At 70.5% G+C, this 24,706-nt stretch carries 21 protein-coding genes, 1 pseudogene and 1 riboswitch; of the genes and pseudogenes, 16 read left to right on the forward strand and 6 right to left on the reverse strand.

Going from position 1 to position 24,706, the window contains the following annotated elements:
• Positions 1-294: 294 nt before the first annotated feature.
• Positions 295-1,308: an SAM-dependent methyltransferase gene (locus AL2_RS03595; protein WP_312032847.1), complete on the reverse strand. Its 1,014-nt coding sequence runs from the start codon at positions 1,306-1,308 to the stop codon at positions 295-297.
• Between the two features lie 163 nt (positions 1,309-1,471).
• Here AL2_RS03595 and AL2_RS03600 point away from each other — a divergent pair, with 163 nt between their 5' ends.
• The 5 genes from AL2_RS03600 (at position 1,472) to AL2_RS03620 (ending at position 7,362) form a co-directional block, all read left to right on the forward strand.
• On the forward strand, positions 1,472-2,641 hold the full coding sequence (locus tag AL2_RS03600) for a sensor histidine kinase (RefSeq protein WP_067629070.1): 1,170 nt from the start codon (positions 1,472-1,474) through the stop codon (positions 2,639-2,641).
• Entirely contained in the window at positions 2,638-3,348 is a 711-nt protein-coding gene (locus AL2_RS03605) for a response regulator transcription factor (protein WP_067629072.1), read from the forward strand. Before AL2_RS03600 ends, AL2_RS03605 begins: the two co-directional genes overlap by 4 nt.
• A 161-nt stretch (positions 3,349-3,509) precedes the next feature.
• Positions 3,510-3,827 carry a chaplin family protein gene (locus AL2_RS03610; RefSeq protein WP_067629074.1) on the forward strand — a complete coding sequence of 106 codons (318 nt, stop codon included), beginning with the start codon at positions 3,510-3,512 and terminating at the stop codon, positions 3,825-3,827.
• Between the two features lie 257 nt (positions 3,828-4,084).
• Positions 4,085-4,858, forward strand: coding sequence for an ABC transporter ATP-binding protein (locus AL2_RS03615; protein ID WP_083945894.1), 774 nt, complete (start codon positions 4,085-4,087; stop codon positions 4,856-4,858).
• Entirely contained in the window at positions 4,858-7,362 is a 2,505-nt protein-coding gene (locus AL2_RS03620; protein ID WP_067630223.1) for an ABC transporter permease, read from the forward strand. Before AL2_RS03615 ends, AL2_RS03620 begins: the two co-directional genes overlap by 1 nt.
• Here the strand turns inward: AL2_RS03620 and AL2_RS39000 are convergent.
• Positions 7,345-7,836, reverse strand: coding sequence for a zinc ribbon domain-containing protein (locus AL2_RS39000; protein ID WP_369688480.1), 492 nt, complete (start codon positions 7,834-7,836; stop codon positions 7,345-7,347). The two genes, AL2_RS03620 and AL2_RS39000, sit on opposite strands and share 18 nt — an antisense overlap.
• Positions 7,785-8,612 (reverse strand): transposase, encoded by an 828-nt coding sequence (locus tag AL2_RS03625; RefSeq protein WP_245666299.1) that lies wholly within the window; start codon positions 8,610-8,612, stop codon positions 7,785-7,787. Before AL2_RS03625 ends, AL2_RS39000 begins: the two co-directional genes overlap by 52 nt.
• 253 nt (positions 8,613-8,865) lie before the next feature.
• On the opposite strand from AL2_RS03625, the gene AL2_RS03630 reads away from it, so the two are divergent.
• From AL2_RS03630 to lysX, 6 genes and pseudogenes are all read left to right on the forward strand, one after another.
• Positions 8,866-9,786, forward strand: coding sequence for a Rossmann-like and DUF2520 domain-containing protein (locus AL2_RS03630; protein WP_067629078.1), 921 nt, complete (start codon positions 8,866-8,868; stop codon positions 9,784-9,786).
• A gap of 186 nt (positions 9,787-9,972) precedes the next feature.
• Positions 9,973-10,827: a pantoate--beta-alanine ligase gene (gene panC, locus AL2_RS03635; RefSeq protein WP_083945895.1), complete on the forward strand. Its 855-nt coding sequence runs from the start codon at positions 9,973-9,975 to the stop codon at positions 10,825-10,827.
• A complete protein-coding gene (gene panD / locus AL2_RS03640) occupies positions 10,827-11,243 on the forward strand; it encodes an aspartate 1-decarboxylase (protein ID WP_067629082.1) in 417 nt (138 codons plus the stop codon). Before panC ends, panD begins: the two co-directional genes overlap by 1 nt.
• 173 nt (positions 11,244-11,416) lie before the next feature.
• Positions 11,417-13,989 (forward strand): annotated as a pseudogene (locus AL2_RS03645) (L-aspartate oxidase).
• A 14-nt stretch (positions 13,990-14,003) separates the two neighbouring features.
• Entirely contained in the window at positions 14,004-14,786 is a 783-nt protein-coding gene (locus AL2_RS03655; protein ID WP_067629088.1) for a type III pantothenate kinase, read from the forward strand.
• 85 nt (positions 14,787-14,871) lie between these two features.
• Positions 14,872-16,329 (forward strand): bifunctional lysylphosphatidylglycerol synthetase/lysine--tRNA ligase LysX, encoded by a 1,458-nt coding sequence (gene lysX / locus AL2_RS03660; protein ID WP_067630226.1) that lies wholly within the window; start codon positions 14,872-14,874, stop codon positions 16,327-16,329.
• Here the strand turns inward: lysX and AL2_RS03665 are convergent.
• Together AL2_RS03665 and AL2_RS03670 are read right to left on the reverse strand one after the other, a co-directional pair.
• Complete coding sequence (locus AL2_RS03665) at positions 16,313-17,539, reverse strand: cytochrome P450 (RefSeq protein WP_067629090.1); 1,227 nt, start codon at positions 17,537-17,539, stop codon at positions 16,313-16,315. The genes lysX and AL2_RS03665 overlap by 17 nt on opposite strands.
• A gap of 59 nt (positions 17,540-17,598) precedes the next feature.
• Positions 17,599-18,621: a LacI family DNA-binding transcriptional regulator gene (locus AL2_RS03670; protein WP_067629092.1), complete on the reverse strand. Its 1,023-nt coding sequence runs from the start codon at positions 18,619-18,621 to the stop codon at positions 17,599-17,601.
• Positions 18,622-19,108: 487 nt separating this feature from the next.
• Here AL2_RS03670 and AL2_RS03675 point away from each other — a divergent pair, with 487 nt between their 5' ends.
• Positions 19,109-19,339 (forward strand): transcriptional regulator, encoded by a 231-nt coding sequence (locus AL2_RS03675; RefSeq protein WP_067629094.1) that lies wholly within the window; start codon positions 19,109-19,111, stop codon positions 19,337-19,339.
• A gap of 208 nt (positions 19,340-19,547) precedes the next feature.
• Here the strand turns inward: AL2_RS03675 and AL2_RS03680 are convergent, their stop codons facing one another.
• A complete protein-coding gene (locus AL2_RS03680; protein WP_245666301.1) occupies positions 19,548-20,543 on the reverse strand; it encodes a C40 family peptidase in 996 nt (331 codons plus the stop codon).
• 3 nt (positions 20,544-20,546) lie between these two features.
• Positions 20,547-20,752: riboswitch (cyclic di-AMP (ydaO/yuaA leader) on the reverse strand.
• Between the two features lie 267 nt (positions 20,753-21,019).
• Here AL2_RS03680 and AL2_RS03685 point away from each other — a divergent pair.
• The 4 genes from AL2_RS03685 (at position 21,020) to AL2_RS03700 (ending at position 24,421) form a co-directional block, all read left to right on the forward strand.
• Positions 21,020-21,541, forward strand: coding sequence for an amino-acid N-acetyltransferase (locus tag AL2_RS03685; RefSeq protein ID WP_376741297.1), 522 nt, complete (start codon positions 21,020-21,022; stop codon positions 21,539-21,541).
• A gap of 5 nt (positions 21,542-21,546) precedes the next feature.
• On the forward strand, positions 21,547-22,353 hold the full coding sequence (locus AL2_RS03690; protein ID WP_067629097.1) for an RDD family protein: 807 nt from the start codon (positions 21,547-21,549) through the stop codon (positions 22,351-22,353).
• 7 nt (positions 22,354-22,360) lie between these two features.
• On the forward strand, positions 22,361-22,981 hold the full coding sequence (locus AL2_RS39005; protein WP_067629099.1) for an RDD family protein: 621 nt from the start codon (positions 22,361-22,363) through the stop codon (positions 22,979-22,981).
• A 1,116-nt stretch (positions 22,982-24,097) separates the two neighbouring features.
• Positions 24,098-24,421, forward strand: coding sequence for a histone-like nucleoid-structuring protein Lsr2 (locus AL2_RS03700; RefSeq protein WP_067629101.1), 324 nt, complete (start codon positions 24,098-24,100; stop codon positions 24,419-24,421).
• Positions 24,422-24,706 lie beyond the last annotated feature (285 nt).

The raw sequence follows: 24,706 nt of genomic DNA on the forward strand, positions 1-24,706 counted from the left end.
CCACCGCGCACTGACCCGCGGACGACGCCGGACGCACCTCCAACGGCGGCCCAGCCGCATGCTTGCCTACCGAAGCGCGAAAGGTCTTCCGACCCGCCGCCATACCCCCACGGAGGGGTGTTCCGTATCGGACGGTGGGAGGCCCGTGGGAGCTCCGGCCCCCGCTTATGGAGCCTGCGCCCGCCTGTGTCGTTCGCTTATCGGAGGGCAGGTGGAGCGGTGGCTCGGGGTTCACGTGCGGCGTTTGCTTGTCGGGTGGTGTGGCCGGGAGGACGTTGCCTTCGGAGACCCTTGCTACTGCGAGAGGACGGCCGGGACGGGGATGCCAACGGTTTGGGTCAGCCAGCCGAAGCCGCCCAGGCCCGCTGTGTCCGTGAGTTCGGCGTCCTCGCCGGCATGGCAGAGGGCGGCGAGGTAGGCGCGGGGGTCGCGGTGGGCCAGGTCCAGCGGCGGGCGGGTGCCGGAGAGGCCGAGGGCGCGCAGGGCGTCGCGCTGGGTGGTGAGCAGCGTGGATGTGGCGCCGGCGCGTTCCCCCGCGGTGGTGCAGGCGTCCAGCGCGACGTGGGCGGTGACGTCGCATGATCCGTCCGGGACGGCGGGCACGGTGGCGCCGTCGCGGTAGCCGGTCAGCGTCCCGTACACGGGGCGGGCTTCGCGCGAGTGCGAGTAGTCGACGGCGAGCGCCAGCCCGCGCGACAGCCGTCCGATCACCGAGGCCCAGGCGTTGCAGCGGGGGTGGCCGATCTCGGCGCGGTCCCCGGGTTCGCTGAGCGGCCACCAGCGCTCCAGCCACTCGCCGTCCTCGGTGGACGGCGGGGGGCCGATGCGTTCGCTGCCGGTGGACGGGTCGACGAGCACGGTCCGGACACCGTCCGGGGTGCGTTCGACCACGTCCAGCGGCACATTGTCGAGCCACTCGTTCGCCACGGCCAGCCCCGTGATGCGGTGGGGCAGGTCCGGCCGCCAGATGATCTGGGACGGGACGTCGGCGGGGCGGGGCGCGATCTCCACCGCCGTCGGGGCGAGCCGAGGCGCCAGATCGGCGGGCGCACCGGCGAGGATGTTGCTCAGCAGCCGGCCGGATCCGGCGCCGATGTCGACGATGTCCAGCCGGTCCGGACGCCCGAGCAGGGCGTCCACCTCGACGAGCAGGCGGATGATGGCGGCGGCGAAGCGGGGGGAGGCGTGCACCGAGGTGCGGAAGTGCTCCGCCGGCCGTTCCCCGCGCCGGTAGAAGCCGTCCTCCCCGTACAGCGCGCGCTCCATCGCCGTGCGCCATGTCAGCCATTCGGAAACCAACGCCGCCACGCTTGTGACGTTACCGCGAGCGGCACCTTCTGCCGCGCCATCCGCCCGAGCCCCGTGCGTGCACTGTGGCGGCTGCTTGTGCCGGGGTGGCCATCCTTGGGGTGGAGGTGGGTCCGACCTGGGACTGATCCCGGGCTGACCAGCGCGTACGTACCCTGTCGGCATGGTGGCGAGCGTGTGGGAGTGGCTGCGCTGCAAGAAACCGCTGGTCGACGCGTTCTTCGCGCTCCCGATCATGTTGATCTCCGTGCCCACGATGCTGGGCGGGGCGTACGGGATGGGGGTGCGGTCGTACGCGTTGGTCACGGTTCTGCTCACCGTGCCGCTCGTCCTGCGCCGGACCTACCCACGTTCGGTGTTCGCAGTGGTCGCGCTGGTCTCGTTCGTCCAGTGCCTGGCGGACGTGGAGCCGGTGCAGGCGAACATCGCCGTCCTCATGGGGATCTACACCGTCACGGCCGGTTTCTCGTTCCGCTGGGGGACCGCGTCGGCGCTGGTCGGGATGGTCGGTGCAGGCATGGCCGCCTGGCGGTACTCGTCGGGCACCGACGACCGCAAGTACGCGTTCCTGATGCTGACGGTGCTGGTGGCGGGTGTCTACGTGCTCGGCCTGCACATGCGGACGCGGCGTGCCTACCTGCATTCGGTCGAGGAGCGGGCTGAGCGGCTGGAGCGCGAACGCGACAACGAGGTCAAGGTGGCCATGGCCGCCGAACGGGCCCGTATCGCGCGTGAGCTGCACGATGTCGTGGCGCACAACGTCAGCGTGATCGTGGTGCAGGCCGACGGCGCGTCCTACGCGATCGAGACCGATGTGGAACGGGCAAGGCAGGCGCTCGACACGATCTCCTCGACGGGGCGGCTGGCGCTCGCGGAGATGCGGAGGCTCCTCGGCGTGCTGCGCGAGGACGACGACGCCGGGGCGTTCGCGCCGCAGCCCGGGGTGGCCGAGATCGACGACCTGGTGGAGCAGGTCCGTGCGTCCGGGCTCGCGGTGACGTACGAGGTGGACGGGACTCCGGCGGCCATGTCGGAGGGGCGGCAGCTCACCGTCTTCCGGATCGTCCAGGAGGCGCTGACCAATACGCTCAAGCACGGAGGGCCGCGGGTGCACGTGTCCGTCCGGCTTCGTTACACGGACGACGCGCTGCAGATCCGGGTGGCGGACGACGGGCGCGGCGCGGCGGCCTTCGACGACGGCCGCGGCCACGGCCTCGCCGGAATGCGGGAACGCGTCGCCGTGTACGGGGGCGATGTCCGTGCGAGCCCCCGTCCGGGCGGGGGCTTCGAGGTGGTCGCGGAGATCCCGGTACGCGAGGAGGTCGCGGCATGACGCACGCGAGCATGGAGGCCGAGGACGTGGTGGAGCCCATCCGGGTGGTGCTCGTGGACGACCAGGAGCTGGTGCGCGCGGGGTTCAAGATGGTGCTGGACGCGCAGCCCGACATCGAGGTCGCGGGCGAGGCGGGCGACGGCGTGCAGGCGCTGGACCTGCTGCGCGGAACACGCGCCGACGTCGTGCTCATGGACGTGCGCATGCCGCGGATGGACGGAATCGAGGCGACCCGCCGGATAGTGGCGCAGTCCGGGCCGAAGGTCGTCATCCTGACCACCTTCGACCTCGACGAGTACGCGTTCGCGGCGATCAAGGCGGGGGCCGGCGGGTTCATGCTGAAGGACGCCGGGCCGGCGCAGCTCATCGAGGCGATCAAGGCGGTGCACTCGGGGGACGCGGTCGTGGCGCCGAGCACGACGAAGCGCCTGCTGGCCAGGTTCGCGGTGCATCTGCCGGACGCGGAGGAGAAGGCGGGCGGCGCGCTGGAGAGCCTGACCGACCGGGAGGGCGAGGTGCTGCGGCTCGTCGCGCGCGGTATGTCGAACGCGGAGATCGCGGGCCGGCTCTACGTCTCGGAGGCGACGGTGAAGACGCACATGGGGCGGATCCTGATGAAGCTGGGCCTCCGGGACCGGGTGCAGGCGGTTGTGTTCGCCTACGAGACAGGCCTGGTCAAAAGCGGCCAAACAGGTCACAGTGAGTAACGGCTTGATCACTCAGTGATGACTTTTTGTCCTCATCGTGACGCGCGACATTGCCCTACCTGAAAGTAGCTGGGTAACTACGGTACGCGACATCACCTTCGTGGGTGACGTCCGGCAATGTCAGAACGGGCCTGCTAAGCCCATGTACGGGAGGACCTTTCGTGTTCAAGAAGCTTGCCGCCACCGGCATCCTCGGCTTCGCCGTGGCCGGCTCCGCACTGGTCTCGACGCCCGCCTACGCCTCCGCCTACGGCGGCGGCTGGGACCACGGCCACGGTCACGGCCACCACGGCCACCACGGCCACCACGGCCACCACGGGAACACCTACTCCAACCACACCAGCGGCAACTTCGGGCTGCTGAACGGCAACCAGGTGGTCGTCCCGATCTCCTCGGCCGTCAACGTCTGCGGCAACGCCGTCGCCCTCCTCGGGATCGCGAGCGCGGGCTGCGAGGGCGGCGCCTACGCGCACAACTGATCGACCCTGACGGGCCCCTCACGCCCGTCACCGGAGCGCCGGAGACCGCTCGGGTCTCCGGCGCTTCCGCGTACCCGTACCCGCCCGGCAGGGGGACGGGCTCGTACGACTCAGGTCGTACGGGGACGGTCCGGATAGCCGTGAGAGTGACGCGGAGCGTGGACGCCGGGTCGATGGCAGCGGCGGCGCGGATTCCTAGCGTGGTTCCCGATCAACGAATCGCGAAGAAGACCACGTAAGTCCGCGAAGGAGTCACCGTGACCAGCACGTTCGCCGATCCGCCCGGGGGAGCCCCCACCGCCGCAGCGCCGCCTGCCGTTACGGCCGAGGGCGTGTCGAAGGTGTACGGGTCCGGTGACGCGGCCGTGCACGCGTTGCGCGGGGTCAGCGTCGGGTTCGCCCGCGGCGCGTTCACCGCGATCATGGGTCCGTCCGGGTCCGGGAAGTCGACGCTGATGCACTGCCTCGCGGGGCTGGACACTGTCACCGGCGGACGGATCCTGCTCGGCGACGCGGAGATCACCCGGATGGGCGACCGGCAGTTGACGCTGATGCGCCGCGACCGGGTCGGCTTCGTGTTCCAGGCGTTCAATCTGCTGCCGACGCTCACCGCCGAGCAGAACATCCTGCTGCCCTTGGAGCTCGCCGGACGCAAGCCCGACCGCGCCTGGTTCCAGCAGGTCGTGGACGTCCTCGGCCTGCGCGACCGCCTCGCGCACCGTCCGTCCGAACTGTCGGGCGGCCAGCAGCAGCGGGTCGCGTGCGCGCGCGCCATCGTCGCCCGTCCCGAGGTCATCTTCGCGGACGAGCCGACCGGCAACCTGGATTCGCGGGCGGGCGCGGAGGTCCTCGGGTTCCTGCGCTCGTCCGTCCGGGAGATGGGGCAGACGGTGGTGATGGTCACCCACGACCCGGTGGCCGCCTCCTACGCCGACCGGGTGGTCTTCCTGCGGGACGGCGAGATCGTCTCCGAGATCTTGCAGCCGACCCCAGAGGCCGTCCTGGACCGGCTCAAGGCTCTGGGGGCGTGATGCTGAGAACGACGCTGGCGGGCCTACGCGCCCACAAACTCCGCCTCCTCCTTACCGCGGTCGCCATCACCCTTGGCGTCGGCTTCATATCCGGCACGTTCGTGCTGACGGACACGATGAACAAAGGTGTAGCCAAGACGTTCGCACGGTCGGCGGACAAGGTCGACGTCGCCGTAGTCCCCGATGAGCACTCCAGTGAGGGTCTCCCAATCTCGCTGTTGCAGAAGGTGCGTTCCCTGCCGGGAGTGACCGAGGCCCAAGGCGCGGTGAAGGGCGAGGCCGCCTTGGTGGGCAAGAACGGTAAGACGGTCGGCGACTTCCCAACGATGGGCATGTCCGTACCGTCCGGGCGGCTGCTCCGCTACGACGTGGACAAGGGACGGCCCCCGTCCAACGGCGGCGAGACCGTCATCGACAGCAAGGTCGCCGAGCGGGAGGGCTTCGCCGTCGGTGACGCGGTGACGGTCCTGGACGGCAAGAACCGGCCGCATCGATTCCGTGTCGTCGGGCTGATCGACTTCGGCATCGACCAGGAGGCGAGCATCTTCGGCGCGGTCGGGTTCGACCCCGCGACCGCGACCCGGATGACCGGCCAGAAGACCTACCAGGAGATCGACGTCGCCGGCACGGTCTCCAAGGCCGCCGTGAAGGCCGCCGCCGGCTCCGGCGCCCGCGTCTACACGGGGAAGGAGCTGGGCGCGAGGCTGGCGAAGGCGGCGGGCGCCGACACGGAGATCATCCGCGCCGGTCTGCTGATCTTCGCGCTGGTCGCGATACTGGTGTCCGCCCTGGTCATCTACAACACGTTCGCGATCCTGGTCGCGCAGCGGATGCGGGAGATGGCGCTGCTGCGCTGCGTCGGCGCGACCCGCCGGCAGATCTTCGGCGGCGTCCTCACCGAGTCGGCGGCGGTGGGCCTGACCGGCTCGCTGCTGGGGCTCGCCGCGGGCGTCGGGCTGGGACAGGGCGCACTCGTCCTGATCAACCGCCTGGACGGCAACGTCGCGCTCACCGCTCCGACCCTCGCGCCGCGGACGATCCTGATCGGCCTCGCGGTCGGCATCGTCGTGACCGTGCTGTCCGCGGTGCTGCCCGCCCGCGCGGCCACCGGCGTCGCGCCCGTCGCGGCGCTGCGCGCGGAGACCGAGCCGGGCAGCGGACGGTTTCGCCTCGGCGTCCCGCGCACCGTCTCCGCCGTCGTGCTGGGCGCCGCCGGCCTCGCGATCGGCCTGTACGGCGCGCTGGTGATGCAGGAGGGCCAGACCGCGATGTCCGCTGTCGCGTTCTCCGGCTGCGTCTTCTTCCTCGCGGTGGTCGCCGGGATGCCGGCGCTGGTCCGCCCGCTCGGGCGGGTCGCGGGCGCGATCCCGGCGCGGCTCGGCGGCGTCCCCGGACGGCTGGCGGTCGCGAACGCGCGCCGCGCCCCGCGCCGCACCGCCACCACCACGATCGCGCTGACCGTCGGCGTCGGGCTGATGAGCCTGTTCGCGGTCGTCGCGGCGAGCGGCAAGGCGACGGCGGTCAAGGAACTGGACGAGCAGTTCCCCGTTCAGTTCAGGATCGCCGCGCAGAACGCCGAGAGCCTCCCGGCCGCGCTCGGCGACGACCTGCGGAAGCGGCCCGGTGTGGAGCAGGTCGTCGAGGTGCGCGGCAAGGAGACCAAGGTCGGCGGCGAGGACGCGTCGATCACGACGGTGACCGCGTCCGCCTGGGGCACGATCGCGAAGCCGAAGATGAAGACCGGGTCGGTCTCCGACCTGAAGCCGGGCACGGCCCTGGTGGACGAGAGCGCCGTGAACGTCCCGGGCTGGCAGGTCGGCAAGACCCTCCAGGTCGCGACGCGGCACGGTACCGTCCCCGTCAGGATCAGCGGGACGTACAAGCTGGGCGGTCAGTTCACCGGGATCGTCGTCCCGGAGGCCGACTTCGTCCGGTACTTCGGCGCCGTGGACCCGGCCGAGATCTTCGTCAAGACCGGCGACGCGATCTCCGCCGACCGGGCGCGCGCGGCCGTCGACCAGGCCGCGCAGCCGTACCCGGCCGCGAAGGTCGAGTCCACCGCCGACTTCGAGGAGCAGTTGGAGAACGCCATCGACATGGTGCTGATGATCTTCGGTGGGCTGCTCGGCCTCGCGATCGTCATCGCCCTGTTCGGCATCGCCAACACGCTGACCCTCTCGGTCGTGGAGCGCACCCGCGAGTCGGCGCTGCTGCGCGCCCTCGGCCTCACCAAGCGCCAGCTACGCCGGATGCTGTCGATCGAGGCCGTGGTCATGGCCGTGATCGGCGCGCTGACCGGGGTGGCCCTCGGCGTCGCGTTCGGCTGGGCCGCGACCGGCGCGATGACCGAAGGCGCGGTGTTCGCCCTGCCGTATCTCCAGATCGTCGGATTCGTCGTGCTCGCCGGGCTGGCCGGGACGCTCGCCGCCGTCATGCCCGCACGGCGCGCCGCCGGGACGTCCATCGTCGAGTCCCTCGCGCATGAGTCAACTACTCGGCCTTGAAGGACCGGGCTTGTCTGCCCGGTCCGTGGGGCGTTGTTCACGCTCCCGACTGCCCGTTACGGGAGGGCGGTCACGGGTCGCATCCACCAGCGTCCCGGCTGTCCCGGGGGCGGGTTGGGGCATGTTGACGAATACCCACGCCGAGCGTGCGCGGTCGCGTACGTTGACCCCGGCGACGACGTCGGCGGGCCCAGCGAGACCGCATCGGCGACATGCGAAGTGGTCCCGTGCGGGACGGTTGTTCCTGGCGGTGTGGCCGCAGCGCGGGCAGCGCTGCGAGGTGTAGGCCGCATCCACCTCGATGTAGGGCACGCCGTGGCGGCGTGCCTTGTAGGCGATGAATTCGCCGAGTTGGTGGAAGGGCCAGGAGGACAGGCGTGCCCGCTGGTCGCGTGGAACCGTGACCCGTCCGCGGATCCCACTCAGGTCTTCGAGTGCGATGCCGCGTCCGGTGCGTGCCGCGACGGCGACGATTGCTTGGCGATCTTGTGGTTGACGTGCCGAGCGTGCCGCGCCTCCCGCCGCGCCCGCTTCTTCAGCAGCCGCGCGGCCGACCGGGTCCGTTTGGCCTGGAGTTCGGCGCGTTTGCGGGCCTGCCGCCGCCGGTACCGGGAAAGGCGCCGGCCCTGATGGTTGTCACCATCGGAAGTGGTGGCCAGGTTGACGACGCCGCGGTCCACCCCCACCCAGTCTCCGGGCTCGTACACGTCCGGTTCAGGGACGTCGCAGGTGGCGATCAGGAACCATTTCCCGTCCCGGTGGACCAGGTCGGATTCGCCCTTGCGGTGCGCGGCCAGCATCTTGGCCTGGTCAGGCGAGCAGGTGAACCGCAGGTTCTTGCACCGCCCGGCGACCGTCCAGATGCTGACGGTGCCCGCGTCCAGTTGCCACGACAGGTTGCGGTCGTCGAAGGTGTGCGCGGCGTCCGGGCGGAAGGCGATGGGTTTGGACTCGGCTTTGCGGCGCCGCTTGGATGCCGGGCCGCCGAGACGGCCGTTGCGGAGGGTGCCGCGCAGGGTGGTGTAGGCGTCCACGACCCGTTTGATCACGTGCTGGGCGGCCTGGGCGCCGAGCCCGGCGGCTTTGAGGTCGCCGTAGCACGACCTGCGCAGGGGCAGCTCACGGCAGCGCAGCCCGAACTCCTCGAACGCCACGGCCGCCACGTGGTTGGCGGCGGTGTTGACCTGGTGGAGGGTGTCGGCCAGTGCCGCTGCCTGCTCGGGCGTCGGCAGGAGCTTGACTTGCACCACCAATTTCACAGTCCGTGACTTTATCATTACGCATTCGAGATCATCCGGGGCTGGAACGGGCGGCGCCAGCGCGCCGTGTGCGAGACATGCGATTCCTCCCGGCTCTGAGTGACCGGGGTTGCTCGCTAACTTGGAAGCCCACTGAATGGGGGCCGGGGTGGCGTCCGCCACCCACCGGACCGCGTGACCGGGGGCCATGGGTACTCTGGTTCGCGCCCGTCCGGTACCTACCTGTGAGGACTGGAACGAACCGATGGACCCACATGCCCCCGGCGTGCCCGGAAACAGCCCGGAGGCCCCGGAGGACAGGCCCGCCCGGCTCGCGGTCGGCGTCGTCGGCGCCGGCCGCGTCGGCACGGCGCTCGGCGCCGCGCTGTCCCGCGCGGGCCACCGCGTGGTCGCCGCGACCGCCGTGTCCGACCGGTCGCGGACCCGCGTCGAGGAACGCCTCCCCGGCGCCGCCGTCGCGCCGCCGCAGGACGTGGTGGCCGCCGCCGACCTGGTGCTGCTGACCGTCCCGGACGACGAGCTGCCCGAACTCGCGGCCGGCCTGGTCGCCGCGGGCGTCTCCGTCACCGGCAAGCTGGTCATGCACACCAGCGGACGCCACGGGACCGCCGTCCTCGCCCCGCTCACCCGGGCCGGCGCGCTGCCCTTGGCCCTGCACCCGGTGATGACCTTCACCGGACGTCCCGACGACGTGGACCGGCTCACCGGCATCTCGTTCGGCGTCACCTCGCCCGATCCGCTGCGCCCCGTCGCCGAGGCGCTCGTCCTCGAAATGGGCGGCGAACCCGTCTGGATCACCGAGGACGCCCGCCCGCTCTACCACGCGGCCCTCGCCGGCGGGGCGAACCACCTGGTCACCCTCGTCGTCGAGTCGATGGACCTGCTGGGACGCGCCGGCGTGGCCGAACCCGGCCGCATGCTCGGCCCGCTGCTCGGCGCCGCGCTCGACAACGGCCTGCGCCTCGGCATCGACGGCCTCACCGGCCCAGTCGCCCGCGGCGACGCCGGCACGGTCTCCGACCACATCGCCGAACTGGCCAAGGTGTCCCCGGAGAGCCGGCGCGCCTACATCGCGCTGGCCCGCCTCACCGCCGACCGCGCCCTCGGCGCCGGACTGCTCAAACCGGAAGCCGCCGAACGCCTCCTGGAAGCCCTGGCCGATTGACCCCGCCCACCAAGGCGCACGCCCCCGGCCGGGAAGCGGACGCCTCACCCCAAGCGTTGAAAAGCCAAACTTCCAACCCCAACCGCCATTGCCGCCCGGCACCCGAGCACCGGCGAGGACGCCGGGCGCCGGGGAGCCGCCGGCAGGAGAACGCCCAGTGGGGAGCCGGATGATGTGGGAGGTCGAGTGAGACCCGTCATTGCGCGGACGCGAGAAGAGCTCGCCGCGGCGCGTGCTCGCGTCGACGGCACGCTGGCGCTGGTCCCGACCATGGGGGCGCTGCATGAGGGACACCTGTCCCTGATGCGCCAGGCCCGTGGCAGCGCCGGCGCCGTCGCCGTCAGCATCTTCGTCAACCCGCTGCAGTTCGGGCCCGACGAGGACTTCGACCGGTACCCGCGGACGTTCGACGCCGACGTGGAGGCGTGCGCAGGGGAGGGCGTCGACCTGATCTTCGCGCCGGCCCGCGAGGTCATGTATCCGGACGAGCCGCAGGTCACGCTCAAGTCCGGCCCGATGGGCGAGGTCGTCGAGGGCGCGGCGCGTCCCGGCCACTTCGACGGGATGCTCACCGTCGTGCTGAAGCTGCTCAACCTCGTCCGCCCCGACGTGGCGGTCTTCGGGGAGAAGGACGCGCAGCAGCTCGCGATGATCCGCCGCATGGTCGCCGACCTGAACGTGCCCGTGCGGGTCATGGGCGGCGCCACCGTCCGCGAACCGGACGGCCTGGCCCTCTCCAGCCGCAACCGCTACCTCTCCGCCCCCGAACGCAGGACCGCGGCGGCCCTGTCACGTGCCCTCCGGGCCGGCGCGGACGCCGCGGCCGGGGGACCGGACGCGGTGATCGGCGCCGCGAGCGCAGTCCTCGACAAGGCCGCGACCGCCGACCCGCCGCTCGCGCTCGACTACCTCGTCCTCGTCGACCCGGCGACCTTCACCCCGGTCGCCTCCGGCGGCCACGCCGTCCTCGCCGTCGCCGGCCGCGTCGGCGCCACGCACCTCATCGACAACGTTCACCTCCAGCTCGGCAAGGAGCACTGATGTTCCGGACGATGTTCAAGTCCAAGATCCACCGTGCCACGGTGACGCAGGCGGACCTGCACTACGTCGGCTCGCTCACCATCGACCAGGACCTGATGGACGCCGCCGACCTGCTCCCCGGCGAGCAGGTCTCGATCGTGGACATCGACAACGGCGCCCGCCTGGAGACCTACCTGATCGCCGGCGAGCGCGGCTCCGGCGTCATCGGCATCAACGGCGCCGCGGCCCGCCTCGTCCAGCCCGGCGACCTGGTGATCATCATCAGCTACGCCCAGCTCGCCGACGCCGAGGCCCGCGAGTTCGTCCCGACCGTCGTGCACGTCGACCGCTCCAACAAGATCATTTCCCTGGGCTCGGACCCCGCCGAGCCCGTCCCCGGCACCATGACGACCCGCGGCGACCTCGTCCACGACTGACTGCCCCCGTCCGGCCGGTGGGCCGTGCTCGCCTCGGTCGCCACTTGCCGGATGTGCGGCCGTGCCGATGGGCTCGCCGGGCGGTCGGCTCGGGCACGCGATCACACGTGGCCGGTCGCCGGTGCCGGGAATGCGGGGGGCGGGCGGCGGGGTTCTCCGGGGTTAGAGTCATAATGACGAGAACCGATTCCGGAGGAGGGCCAGTGATCCCTTCCGTACTCCACGCACCCGCGCCCGGCTGGACCGCCGAGGCCGACGTCGTCGTCATCGGATCCGGCATCGCCGGACTGGTCGCCGCGCTGCACTGCCGCCCGCACGGGCGGGTCCTGCTCGTCACCAAGGCACTCCTGGACGCCGGGTCGACCCGCTGGGCGCAGGGCGGGATCGCCGCCGCGCTCGCTCCGGACGACACCCCCGCGGAGCACCTCGCCGACACCCTCGTCGCGGGCGTCGGGCTGTGCGACGAGGACGCCGTCCGGGCGCTCGTCACCGAAGGGCCGGACGCCGTCCGCGGGCTCATCGACCTGGGCACCGCGTTCGACCTCGCCGGCGACGGCGGCGTCGCGCTGACCCGTGAGGGCGGCCACCACCGTCGCCGCATCGCGCACGCCGGCGGGGACGCCACCGGCGCCGAGATCAGCCGCGCCCTCCGCGCCGCGCTCAAGGACTCCGGCGTCGAGGTCATCGAGCACGCCCTCGTCCTCGACCTGCTGAAGGACGCCGCCGGACGCGCCGCCGGGATCACCCTCCACGTCATGGGCGAAGGGCAGCCGGGCGGCGTCGGCGCCGTCCGCGCCCGCGCCGTCGTCCTCGCCACCGGCGGGCTGGGCCAGGTGTTCTCCGCCACCACCAACCCCGAGGTCTCGACCGGCGACGGCGTCGCGCTCGCGCTGCGCGCCGGAGCCGAGGTCACGGACCTGGAGTTCGTCCAGTTCCACCCCACCGTGCTCTGGCTCGGCGAGGACGCGACCGGGCAGCAGCCGCTGATCTCCGAGGCCGTCCGGGGAGAGGGCGCGCACCTCATCGACCACGCAGGCGTCCGCTTCATGGTCGGGCGGCACGAACTCGCCGAACTCGCCCCGCGCGACATCGTCGCCAAGGGGATCATGAACCGGATGCACGAGACCGGTGCGTCCTGCATGCTCCTGGACGCGCGGCACTTCGGTGCCGCGATGTGGGAGAACCGGTTCCCCACCATCCTGGCGGCGTGCAGGCACCACGGCATCGACCCGGTGACCGAGCCGATCCCGGTCGTCCCCGCCGCGCACTACGCCAGCGGAGGCGTCCGCACGGACCTGTACGGCCGCACGTCCGTCCCCGGCCTCTATGCCTGCGGAGAAACCGCCTGCACCGGCGTCCACGGCGCGAACCGCCTGGCCTCCAACTCCCTTTTGGAGGGCCTCGTCTTCGCCACCCGCATAGCCAAAGCCCTGCACACCGACCTCGACCCCGCCCACACCCCCTCAACGCCCACCCCCTCAACGCGCGCCTCTTCCATGACCACCCCTGCCGCCCCCGGTTCGTCCGCGGACGGGCCTGTGGTGTCTGGTGGGTTGGTTGATGGGGGGCGGCGGCAGGAGATTCAGCGGGTGATGTCCTCCTATGTCGGGGTCTTGCGGGGGGCTGAGGGGCTGGAGCGGGCCGGGCGGGAGCTGGAGGGCCTCGGCGGGGACGCCGAGCCCGGGGTGGAAGCTTGGGAGGCCACCAACCTGCACACCGTCGCGTCCGCGATCGTGGCCGCGGCGCGGCGGCGGGAGGAGACGCGGGGGAGCCACTGGCGCGAGGACTTCCCCGAGCGGGTGGACGGCGCCTGGCGCGGGCACCTGGTGACCCGGCTGGCGGGCAACGTCCTGACGACGACTTATGAACCTCTGGAAGGAAAGCGCTCATGACACCGGAACTCTCGCAGCGCCTCGCCGCTGCCGGGCTGGATCCACAAACTGTGGAAAACCTCGTCCGGACGGCGCTGGCCGAGGACGGGGAGGTCGATGTCACCAGTACGCCGATCTTCGCGCCGGAGGACGCCGCCGCGGGGGACCTCAGGGCGCGGGACGAAGGAGTCGTCGCCGGCATCCCGGTGGCCTGCGTGGTGTTCGAGCTCTTGGACGTCGCCTACGAGGCGAAGGCCGCGGACGGTGACCGTGTCGTCTCAGGGCAGGTCCTCATCTCGGTCAGCGGGCAGACCAGGGCCGTGCTGAGGGCGGAAAGGACGGCCCTGAACCTGCTCACGCACCTGTCGGGTATCGCTACGGCTACGCGGCTGTGGGCGGACGCCTTGGACGGCACCAAGGCCAGGGTGCGTGACACCCGCAAGACCCTTCCCGGCCTGCGCGTCCTCCAGAAGTACGCCGTCCACTGCGGCGGTGGGGTCAACCACAGGATGGGCCTGCAGGACGCCGCGCTCATCAAGGACAACCACATCGCGGCGGCCGGAAGCGTCACCAAGGCGTACGAGGCGATCCGCGCCGTGTACCCGTCGCTGCACATCCAGGTGGAGTGCGACACCCTCGCTCAGGTGGAAGAGGCGCTCCAGGTGGGCGCGCAGAGCATCCTGCTCGATAACATGACCGACGCCGAGATGGCCGAGGCCGTGCGCCTCGTCGCGGGGCGGGCGGAGCTTGAGGCCAGCGGTGGCCTTACCCTGGACCGGGCCCGAGACGTCGCCGTGACCGGGGTGGACTACCTTGCCGTCGGCGCGCTGACGCATTCGGCGCACGTGTTCGACATCGGCCTTGACTTTTCCTGACCAGCGGGGACCTGATGCTGCTCACCATCGACGTCGGTAACACCCAGACCGTCCTCGGCCTGTTCGAGGGCGACGAGGTGATCGAGCACTGGAGGATCAACACCGATCCGCGGCGTACCGCCGACGAGATCGCGGTGGTCCTGCAGGGCCTCGTCCAGCAGAGCCCGCTGCTGGCGGAGACCGACATCAGCGGCATCGCGCTGTGCTCCACGGTCCCGTCCGTCCTGCATGAGATGCGGGAGATGTGCCGCCGCTACTACGGCGACGTGCAGGCGGTGATCGTGGAGCCGGGCGTCAAGACCGGCGTGCCGGTCCGCATGGACAACCCCAAGGAGGTCGGCGCCGACCGCATCGTGAACGCGCTCGCCGCCGTCCACACGCACGGCGGGCCCGCGATCGTGGTCGACTTCGGCACCGCCACCACGTTCGACGCCGTGTCCGCGAAGGGCGAGTACGTGGGCGGCGCGATCGCCCCCGGCATCGAGATCTCCATAGACGCCCTGTCGTCGCGCGGCGCCCAGCTGCACAAGATCGAGCTGGTCCGGCCGCGCAACGTGATTGCGAAGAACACCGTGGAGGCGCTGCAGTCCGGGATCATCTTCGGCTTCGCCGGGCAGGTGGACGGCATCGTCGAGCGCATGTCGGACGAGCTCGCCGCCGAACCGGAGGAGGTCACGGTCATCGCCACCGGCGGCCTCGCCCCGCTCGTCCTGGAGGAGTCCCGCAGCATCGACGTGTTCGAGCCGTGGCTGACCCTCATCGGGCTCCGCCTCATCTACGAGCGCAACAGCCCGTAGCCTCGGAAGTCGTTCGCGGGGCACGCGGCGGGGTCGATAGCCTTGAGCGGTGAGTGACGAGACCTTCGACGAGCTCCCGGAGCAGATGCGCGTGCGCCGGGAGAAGCTCGACCGGCTCCGCGAGAGCGGAATCGATCCCTATCCGGTGACCTTTCCGCGGACGGCGACGATCGCTGAGATCCGCGAGAAACACCCCGACCTGGAGGCGGGCACCGAGACGGGCGAGAAGGCCGGCGTCACCGGCCGCGTCATGCTGGTCCGCAACACCGGCAAACTGTGCTTCGCCACCATCCGGGACGGCAGCGGCGACCTCCAGGTCATGTTGTCGCTGGCGAAGGTCGGGCAGGAGCAGCTCGACTTCTGGAAGCGCGAGGTCGACCTCGGCGACCACATCGGCGTGGAGGGCGAGGTCATCACGTCCCGCCGCGGCGAGCTGTCGATCATGGCGGACCGGTTCGCGATCACGTCCAAGTGCCTGCGTCCCCTGCCGGAGAAGCACGCCGGCCTGACCGACCCGGAGGCCCGGGTCCGGCAGCGGTACGTCGACCTCATCGTGAACGACGAGGCGCGGAAGATGGCGCGCTTGCGCAGCGCGACCGTGCGTGCGGTGCGCGATTTCTGGCATGAGGAGGGCTACCTCGAGGTCGAGACGCCCATGCTGCAGCCCATCCATGGCGGGGCGACCGCACGTCCGTTCACGACGCACATCAACGCGTACGACATGGACCTCTACCTGCGCATCGCGATCGAGCTGTACCTGAAGCGGCTCGTGGTCGGCGGCATCGAGAAGGTCTTCGAGATCAACCGCAACTTCCGGAACGAGGGCGCGGACTCCACGCACAACCCCGAGTTCACGATGCTGGAGGCGTACGGCACGTATCTCGACTACAACGACATGGCCGACCTGACGCAGCGGATGTACCAGAAGGCGGTCGTCGCCGCCCTGGACACCAGCGTGGTCGTCCATGACGGGGTGGAGATCGACCTCGGGTTGGCGCAGTGGCCGCGCATCACGCTCTACGGGTCGGTGTCCGAGGCCCTTGGCGAGGAGGTCACGCCGCACACGCCGATCGAGGACGTCCGCAAGCTCGCGGACGCGCGCGGCATCTCGTGGGACCCCAAGTGGGGGCAGGGCAAGCTCGTCCAGGAACTTTTCGAAGAGCTGATCGAGCACACCCTCATCCAGCCGACGTTCGTCATGGACTACCCGGTCGAGACGTCGCCGCTGACCCGCCAGCACCGCGAGGAGCCCCTCCTCACCGAGAAGTGGGACCTCATCGGGTTCGGGACGGAACTCGGCACCGCCTACTCCGAGCTGGTCGACCCCGTCGAGCAGCGCCGCAGGCTCACCGAGCAGTCGCTGCTCGCCGCCGGCGGCGACCCGGAGGCCATGCAGCTGGACGAGGACTTCCTGCGCGCGCTGGAGTACGCGATGCCGCCGACGGGCGGGATGGGCGCCGGCATCGACCGGATGATCATGGCGTTCACCGGCAAGGGCATCCGGGAGACGATCCTCTTCCCGCTGGTCAAGCCCGAATTGTGACCGGAAGGTCGCGCAGGCCCCGCAGGACGAGGTTGTCCCGGTAGACGAGGTCGTGTCCGGCGAGGGCCACGTCGCGTTCGAAGAGCTTCTTGAGCGCGACCTGGCCCTCCAGCCGGGCCAGGGGTGCGCCCAGGCAGAAGTGGATGCCATGCCCGAACGACAGGTGCCGCGGAGTGTCGCTTCCCTCGGTGTAGCGCGTCAGGTCGAGCCGGTCGGGATCATCGAATACGGCCGGGTCGCGGTTGGCGGCGCCCGTCAGCAGGAGGACGAGCTTCCCGCGTTCGATGAACGCTCCGTCCAGGTCGACGTCTTCCAAAGCCGCTCTGAGTGTGAGTTGCACGGGCGGGTCGTAACGCAGGAGTTCCTCCACGGCCGCTTGGACGTTCCCAGGGCCCCGCCGGAACAACTCCAACTGTGCTGGATCGCGGAGCAACGCCAGGGCGCCGTTCCCGATGAGGTTCACGGTCGTCTCATGGCCCGCGACGAGCAGCAGCACGCACGTCGCGAGGAGCTCCTCCTCCGACAGGGCGTCCCCGCCGTCAGAGACGCTCACGAGCGCGCTCAGAAGGTCCTCCTGCGGCCGGGCGCGCCGCAGGGCGGCCAGTTCCCGGAAGTAGGCCGCGAACTCCTCACGGGCCTTCTCGCGCTGCTCGATCTCGGCCTGCGGCAGGAGGAAGTCGGGGTCGAGGCCCCGCGCGAGGCTGTCGGACCAGCCCTTGAACAGGTCGCGGTCCTGCGCGGGCACGCCGAGCATCTCGCTGATCACGATGACCGGGAGCGGATAGGCCAGCGCCGCGATCAGGTCGACCTCGCCGGACAGCCCGTCCAGCAACGCGTCGACCAGCGCCTCCACCCGCGGCCGCAGCCGTTCGACGAGCCTCGGCGTGAACGCCTTGCTCACCAGCCGCCGGAGCCGGGTGTGGTCGGGCGGGTCCATCGTCAGGAACGAGCGGTTCCGGGTGCGCGACTCGCGCCACAGCCCGCCGCCCTCGGGACGATGCCCGAACCGCGGATCGCGCAGCACCTGCTCGCACAGGGCGTAGGACGTGGTCACGCGGAGGCCGACGTCCGTCCGGTGCAGGCGGCTCCCAGCGGACGCGAGACGGCGGTAGTGCGCGTAGGGGTCGGCGCGGAAGGCCGGATCACCCGGATCGAAGCCGAGCACCGCCGCGGCCTCGGCCTCCACGACCTGCCCCGTCCTGTCCTCCATGCACCCAGTCACCCGGAAATAAGACGGGATGTCAACAGCGGTCCTGTGACGCGGGTGCGTTAAGCGCTTTCGCGGATGACCAGCTCGGGGCGCTGGACGACCTGGCGGTGCTGGTGCGACTTGCCCTCGCTCATCTCGGCCAGCGCCAGTTCGGCGGCCTCCCAGCCCAGCTCGCGGCGCGGCTGCCGGACCGTGGTCAGCGGGACGGCGGCGCTCGCGGCCAGCTCGATGTCGTCGTAGCCGATGACGGCGATGTCCGCCGGGACGCGGACGCCGAGCCGGGTCAGCTCGTTGATCAGGCCGATGGCCAGCAGGTCGTTGGCGCAGAACACGCCGTCGGGCCGCGGGGAGAGCGCCAGGACCTCGTGTGCGGCGGCCTGCCCTTCGGTGGGGCTCAGGGCGTCCTGGACGAGCGTGCGGGGCTTGCTCAAGCCCGCTTCGACGATCGTTCTGGCAGCGCCGTCGCGGCGCTCCACGCACGGCTGCGGTTCCGGTACTCCGGTCACGAAGACGATCCGCTCCCGGCCGATGCCGAGCAGGTACGCGGCGGCGATCTCCCCGCCCGCGACATGGTCGACCCGCGCCGTGCACGCCTGGGACGAGTCGCGGTCGATCAGCACCACGCTCATCCCGGCGGCGCGCAGCCGGGAGAAGTCGCCGGGATTCAGCCCGACCGGAATGATCAGCACCCCGGCGGCGCGCTGCTCCTCCAGGAGTTCCAGCGAGCGGCGCTCCTTGGCGGACGACTGGTCGCTGGAGAGCCAGAGGGCGTCGTGGCCCGCCGCGTTGAGCGCCGCCTCGGCGCCGCGCGCGACATCGGACGCGTACGGGTTGGTGAGGTCCTCGACGACGATGCCGAAGGCCCGGCGCGGCTGGTCGCCGAACTCGCCCGCGGTGCGCTCGGGGCCCCGGCGGAGCCGGCGCGCGGACTCGTTCCGGACGAATCCGAGCTCCTCGATCGCCGCGCGAACACGGTCACGGGTAGCTTCGGCCACGAGGTCTGGCCGGTTTAGGACATTCGAAACGGTCCCAACTGAGACTCCAGCACGCCTCGCGACCTCACGAATACTGGTCTGTGGCAACTCGCTCCTCGTCCCGACCCGGGAGACTTTTCCCAGGTAGTGGCGTTGTGCGCGGCGCGTGGCCGCTGATGCGGCTACGCAGCGTCATTAAACCGACGCGTAGCGCATTTGGGCAGCGCTTGACGGGCCGGATCCGGCCGCCTAGCGTTCCGAGCCAAAGCGTAGCTTGAAACGATTCACGATCTTGGTCCGCGGCGAGTTCTGGCGAGTCCGACGAGAAGGGACGGGTGCGGATGGCTGGCGATCCCATCCCGTCCTCCTCGCACGGCCAACGAGTGAATCGTCACCCGGAGTTCCCCCGAACGACCCCGCAATCGGCCAGGCGGCCACCTCCGGCCAAGCGCGCGAGACAGAAAAGGAACCCGATGATCTAAGTCCGGAAGGCTCCGGACCCGGCAACCCAACGCGCGTACAGATCGAGGCCCCCGTGCCTGTGCAGCGGACGGCTGCATCCCCGCGGTCATCACCACGGACGAGGGAGGACGGAGTGGAAACAGCCACACTCGCACGTCGTGGCACCGACGATTTCGGGCTGAACGAGGAGGAGATCCGGTTGCTCGCCCAAATCGCGAGCGGTGTCACCGCCGATGTGGCGGCACGGAAGCTGGAGCTGAGCGCACGGACCTTGCGGCGCCGGTTGCGGACGATCTGCGACCGGCTGGAGGTCAACACCCCTATCGAGGCCGTGGTGTGGGCGGCCCGCAGGCAGCTCATCTAGCAGCTTCACCCCCGACGCTCGCCAGGGGACGGGCGAGCGTCACCGAGAGACCCAGTCGGCGAACACGGTCGAATTCCGTCCGACCCCGCAGCGGCGGCGCCGGCGCCCTGGCAGGTAGGTCCCTGCAGGAGGCGTCGCCGCGGACGGCGTTCGAAGCCCGAGCCGATGGGTCTCAGGCCGATGGGTCTCAGTACGACGCCGCTGGAGCTCAGGCGACCCGGACAGCGCCGGCGAACGGGCGTCCGCCCATGGGGACGATCTTCACGACGTCACCCGTCTGGGGAGCGTGGATCATCTTGCCGTCGCCGACGTACATCCCCATGTGGTGGAGGTCGGAGTAGAAGAACACGAGGTCGCCCGGCTGGAGTTGGCTGCGTGACACGTGGGTGCCCGCGTTCCACTGGCTGCCGGTGTAGTGCGGCAGGTTGATGCCCACCTGCTTGTAGGCCCACATCGTGAGGCCGGAGCAGTCGAAGGTGCTCGGCCCGGCGGCGCCCCAGACGTACGGGCGTCCGAGCTTGCCCATGGCGTACCGCAGGGCCTGCGCGGCCTTGCCGGTGCCGATGACGGGGAGCTTGGCGAGCTGGGTGGGGTCGCGCTTGACGATCGTGCCGCGGACCTTCTCGTAGGTCTCGGTGACCTTCTTGCGCTGCGAGTCCAGCTGCGTCCGCAGGTCCTTGACCTGCTTGGCGCGCGCCTCGGCGGACTTGCGGGCGCGCTGGGCGGCCTGCATGGCCTGCATGAGCCCGAGGACCTTGGTGCTGTCCTGCTTGGCGAAGTAGTGGAGGGTCGCGGCCTGGTCGAGGACGGCCTGCGGGTCCTGGGAGGCGACGAACGAGACCGCGGGATCGGAGCCGCCCTGCATGTAGCTGGTCGCGGCCAGGGTGCCGACCTTCTGGCGGATGGCCTGGAGCGCCTTCTCCTGCCGTTCGGCGTTCTCGGTGGCGACCGTCGCGGCGCGCTTGGACTGCGCCAGCTTCACCTTCAGGCCGTTGTACTCCTCGGTCAGCTGCTCCAGCTGGTCGGCGAGCTTGAAGGCCTGGGACCGGAGCTCCTTGGTGGACGGCTCCGGATCGGCGTGCGCGACGGCGGTGGTGTGCGGGGCGATGACGTGCGGTGCGGCCGTCAGGGCGATGATCGCCCCGGCCACGGTGACCGCGCGGCCGCTGAATCGTGGAAGGAACGCAGGCCGCGATTGCTGCACGGATTCTCCTCTCCTCGTCCGCCTACCGGGTTAGCTGACGGGTTGGGGCCGGAGCAGCCCGTCCGCGAGCATGCACGGGTCGTCCCGCGGCGTTGCGGATTCACCCCTCACGGCGCAGGCCCGGGGCACGAATCCCCGGACGCTCCGAAAGTGGGTCCCCGGCTCCCCGGGACGCTGGTTGCGCCCCGCGGACTCGGCGGTGCGGCCTCCGTTCTCCGGGTGGCCGACGTCAGCGATGGACACTAACGGAACGCGCAATGGATGCCAACCAGAACAGGTGAAATCGCAGGTCGCCAGGGCGGGGCGCGATGGAAGCCGAGTACACGCCGTAACGGCGGCTGTGTTTTGCGTCACTTTTTCGAACACAGAAGACCATGCCTAGTTGTTTTTATCTAGTTCTCCCTGGGAGGCGCCCTCGCTACGTCTGCGGACGCGTGCGTTCGGTAAGACCCGGTGTTCGATAATCTCGCCTGTTTGTGGAGGTCGTGATCCGGCGTGCCCGTACCGCCGACGTTCAGGAGATCCGCAGGCTGGTCGATCTGTACGCCGGATCGGGGCGACGCCTGCTGAAGAAGAGCACCGTGAAGCTGTACGAGGACGTCCAGGAGTTCTGGATCGCCGAGGAGGTCCGGGAGGGGACGCCGGGGCCCGTCGTCGGCTGCGGTGCCCTCCACGTGATGTGGGAGGACCTCGCGGAGGTCCGCTCCGTCGCCGTGGAGAAGGGGTGCGGCGGGCGCGGCATCGGGCACCGCATCGTCGCCCGGCTGCTCGACACCGCGCGGGAACTCGGCGTGCGGAGGGTGTTCTGCCTTACCTTCGAGGTGGAGTTCTTCGCCCGGCACGGCTTCCAGCAGATCCTCGGGACTCCAGTGGCGCCAGAGGTGTACGAGGAGCTTCTCCGCTCTTACGACGAAGGCGTGGCAGAGTTCTTGGACCTCGACCGGGTCAAGCCGAATACGTTGGGCAACACCCGGATGTTGCTTCGCCTGGAGGACTGACCCAAATGAGCGATTCCCCCCACCGCGGGCGGCGTTACCAGGCGCCGCAGGGGCAGGGTTCCTACGGCCCCCCGCCCCCTTACCAAGGTTCCCAGCGGCAGCAGCCTCAGCAGCGGCAGCCGTCGCAGCAGCAGTGGCAGGAGCAGCCCCAGCAGCAGTGGCAGCAGCCCCAGCAGGACTGGGGGCAGTCCTACGAGCCGTCCCACGACGAGTACGGCGGCTCCCACGGCGATGAGCCGCAGCTCGCCCCGATCGCCCGGCGGGCGGGCGCCAGGGTCATCGACAACGCCCTCGTCGCGGTCTTCGGGTTCGCGCTCGTTTTGCCCGTGACGGTCGCCGCGTTCGGTCTCGGCGAGAAGAGCGGCAGCGACCAGGACGAGGGCGGCATCTGGAACTGGCCCATCATCTTCACCCTGTTCTGCGTCATGTCGGTGCTGCCGTTCCTCTATGAGGCCGTCCAGCTGTCCATGTGGGGGCGGACGCTGGGCAAGCGCGTCCTGGGACTGGGCATCGTCCAGGCGCGTCCGGTGGGCCGGCCGATGACCACCACGCAGGCCGTGTGGCGGGCCGGGATCATCCATGTCGGCTACCAGATCGGTGTCTTCTTCTTCCTCGTCCTGGCCGTGATGGTGTGGGAGTACGCCGCCTACGGGATGGCGCTGGTCTGGGTGGGCGGCGTGATGGCCTACCTGTGGGCGATCTGGGACCAGCCCCTGCATCAGGCCCTGCACGACCGCTTCGCCGACACGCTCGTCATCGACGAGCGCGGCGCATACGACGAGTACACCGAGTACACCGAGTACGCGGAGTAGGGCCGCGATGGCGGCTCCTCTCGCCGAACCGGGGCAGCGCCTGCTGGCGCGCGTCGTCGACACGCTCATCGTCGGCGTGCCCGTCATCGCCATCGTCCGGGAACTGGTCTCCGGGCACCTGGTGGACGTCGTCGCCCCGCCCGCTGTGGCGGGATGCATGCTCCTGTACGAGGCGGTCCAGCTGTCCCTCTGGGGCCGGACGCTCGGCAAGCGCTTCGCGGGCACGGAGGTCGTCGTCGCCCTGTCGGCCGTGCAACCCGGCGGGGCGGACGCGGAGGGGACGGGTGGCGCGGCCATGGGCGGCGCTGGGGTCATGCCCGTCTCCGTGCCGGGATTCGTGCCCCTGACCGCGCCCGAGGGGCCGGAGGAGGGCGCGCCTGGGCGATCGGCTGCTTCTCAGGGTTCTCCCGGCGAGGTGGAGGCCGGCGCCCGTCCCGATGTTCTGCGGTCCGTTCTCCGCGCCGCGGTCTATTCGCTGCCGGTCGCCGCGCGCCCGATTCCCGTCGCCGGTCTCCTGGCGAGCGTCTTCTGGGTCGCGAACGCCGGGGCCATGTTCGAGGGGACGCGCCGCCAAGCCGTCCACGACAGGCTCGCTGGGACGGTCGTGGTAAAACGCCGCACGCCCTGATTCATCGGCCTTCTGCGGCCCTCTCAGGCGCGTTCAGACGGGCTTCCGGAGGTGCGATCCCCGTCCCTCGTCCCGTGATCCATCGTGGGACGAGGGTATTCGCCTGCCTTCTCCAAGCTTTCCTGGAGATGGCCAGGTCTGTTTCGGACGTCCCCGTTCGCCAGGCGAATCCCAGCTCGTTCCGGTTACGGGCTCGAATCCGAGCGGGATGTGTCGCGTCCCGGACGCCGCCTCCGGATTGAAAGTTGCTTCCGCCGGCCGTTGCCATGGAGCCGCGGTGCCGGTTCATAGCGCTACTGGACTAAGTGTTGATGGGACGTTGATGGGACGCGGCCTCAGTCGGGAACGGACTTTCCCGCGCCCATGCGCGTCGTGTGGGGACCGGCCGGTCGGATTGTGCCTCGATCTCCTGATTTCAGGAGTCCAAGCGGCGCCGGTGGTCTTCGGCGGGATCACCGTTGGCGGTGTGGACGGCGACTTCGCGTCCTGAGTCGCGGAACAGATTTTCGGAACCGCCCCCCTTCCGGTTATCCGGCAACATCGGCCGGTCAGGGGATGATCTCCGCTTTCCGTTCCTTGGGATCCCTCGCGCATACACGCGTCCATGCGTGCCCGGACGTCGTCTCGGGTCTCCCCAGGTGGCTGCCGTGCCCGAGGCCGCGGGGTCCGCGCGGATTCCCGCCCGGTGGACGGTTAGGGCCGGCACATCCGGGTTAATCGTCGAGTGCGTGCCGGTGCGTACCGCCTGTTAAGGTCCGGGCAGGGCTTTTCCGCCGGGACGGGCCGCACCGCTCGAAAGCCGAGGGCGTCCGCAAACCCGGCTCAATGCGTGGAGCGTCCGTCCCAGGTCAGCACGGCAGGCCGTGAGACCGGTCACGCCGGAAAACCCCGCCCGTCCGCCGCGCCGGGAATTCACGGGCGCCGGGCCGCGGCAGGCCCTGGTGCGTCCCCCGGCTGCTCCGGAAACGACGAGCGTGATTACGCCCGGTCACCGGCGGGAAGGCGACTTCCGGCGCAGTGCCGGTTCAACGCGAGCGCTTGAATTGTCATCCGCGGAGTTCTCGGTATATCTTTGTCAACCGATTGAAGTTTGCTCCAGCCGAAAGGTCTGTCCCCATGGCACAGAAGGTTCAGGTGCTTCTCGTCGACGACCTCGACGGTGGCGAGGCGGACGAGACCGTAGCGTTCTCGATCGACGGCGCCTCCTACGAGATCGACCTGAGTGGCGCCAACGCAACGAAGCTGCGGGAATCGCTGCAGCCGTTCGTGGAGAAGTCCCGCAAGGCGGGCACGGTCTCGCGCCGCCGCCGGCAGCGTGGCGCGTCCAGCCGGGAACGCAGTGCCGAGATCCGTGCCTGGGCCAAGAACAATGGCATCAAGGTCAATGAGCGCGGACGCATCCCGGCCCACGTGATCGAGCAGTACGAAGCGGCCAACTGATCCGCTTCACCACCGGCGGCCCGTCTCCCTTAACGAGACGGGCCGTTCGCCTTCTCCGGACCCCGGTTCTCCCGGGCCCGCACGACGTTCCGGCGGCCTGTGTTCTCGCGAACCCGCCTTCTTCCGCTCTCTCTGCCGTCCCGCGCTCTGCTGGGCATCCGCCTTCTTCCGGTCCCGCAGCGGTGCACGTTCCGCCGGGCGTCCGCGTCCTCCCGCCTCTCGACCGGGCCGCGTTCTTGCGGCCCGAGGAGCCGTCCTCCAAGGGCTCCGTCAGGAGCGGCGCGG

Source organism: Actinomadura latina NBRC 106108 (assembly GCF_001552195.1).
GTDB classification, from domain to species: Bacteria; Actinomycetota; Actinomycetes; order Streptosporangiales; family Streptosporangiaceae; genus Spirillospora; species Spirillospora latina.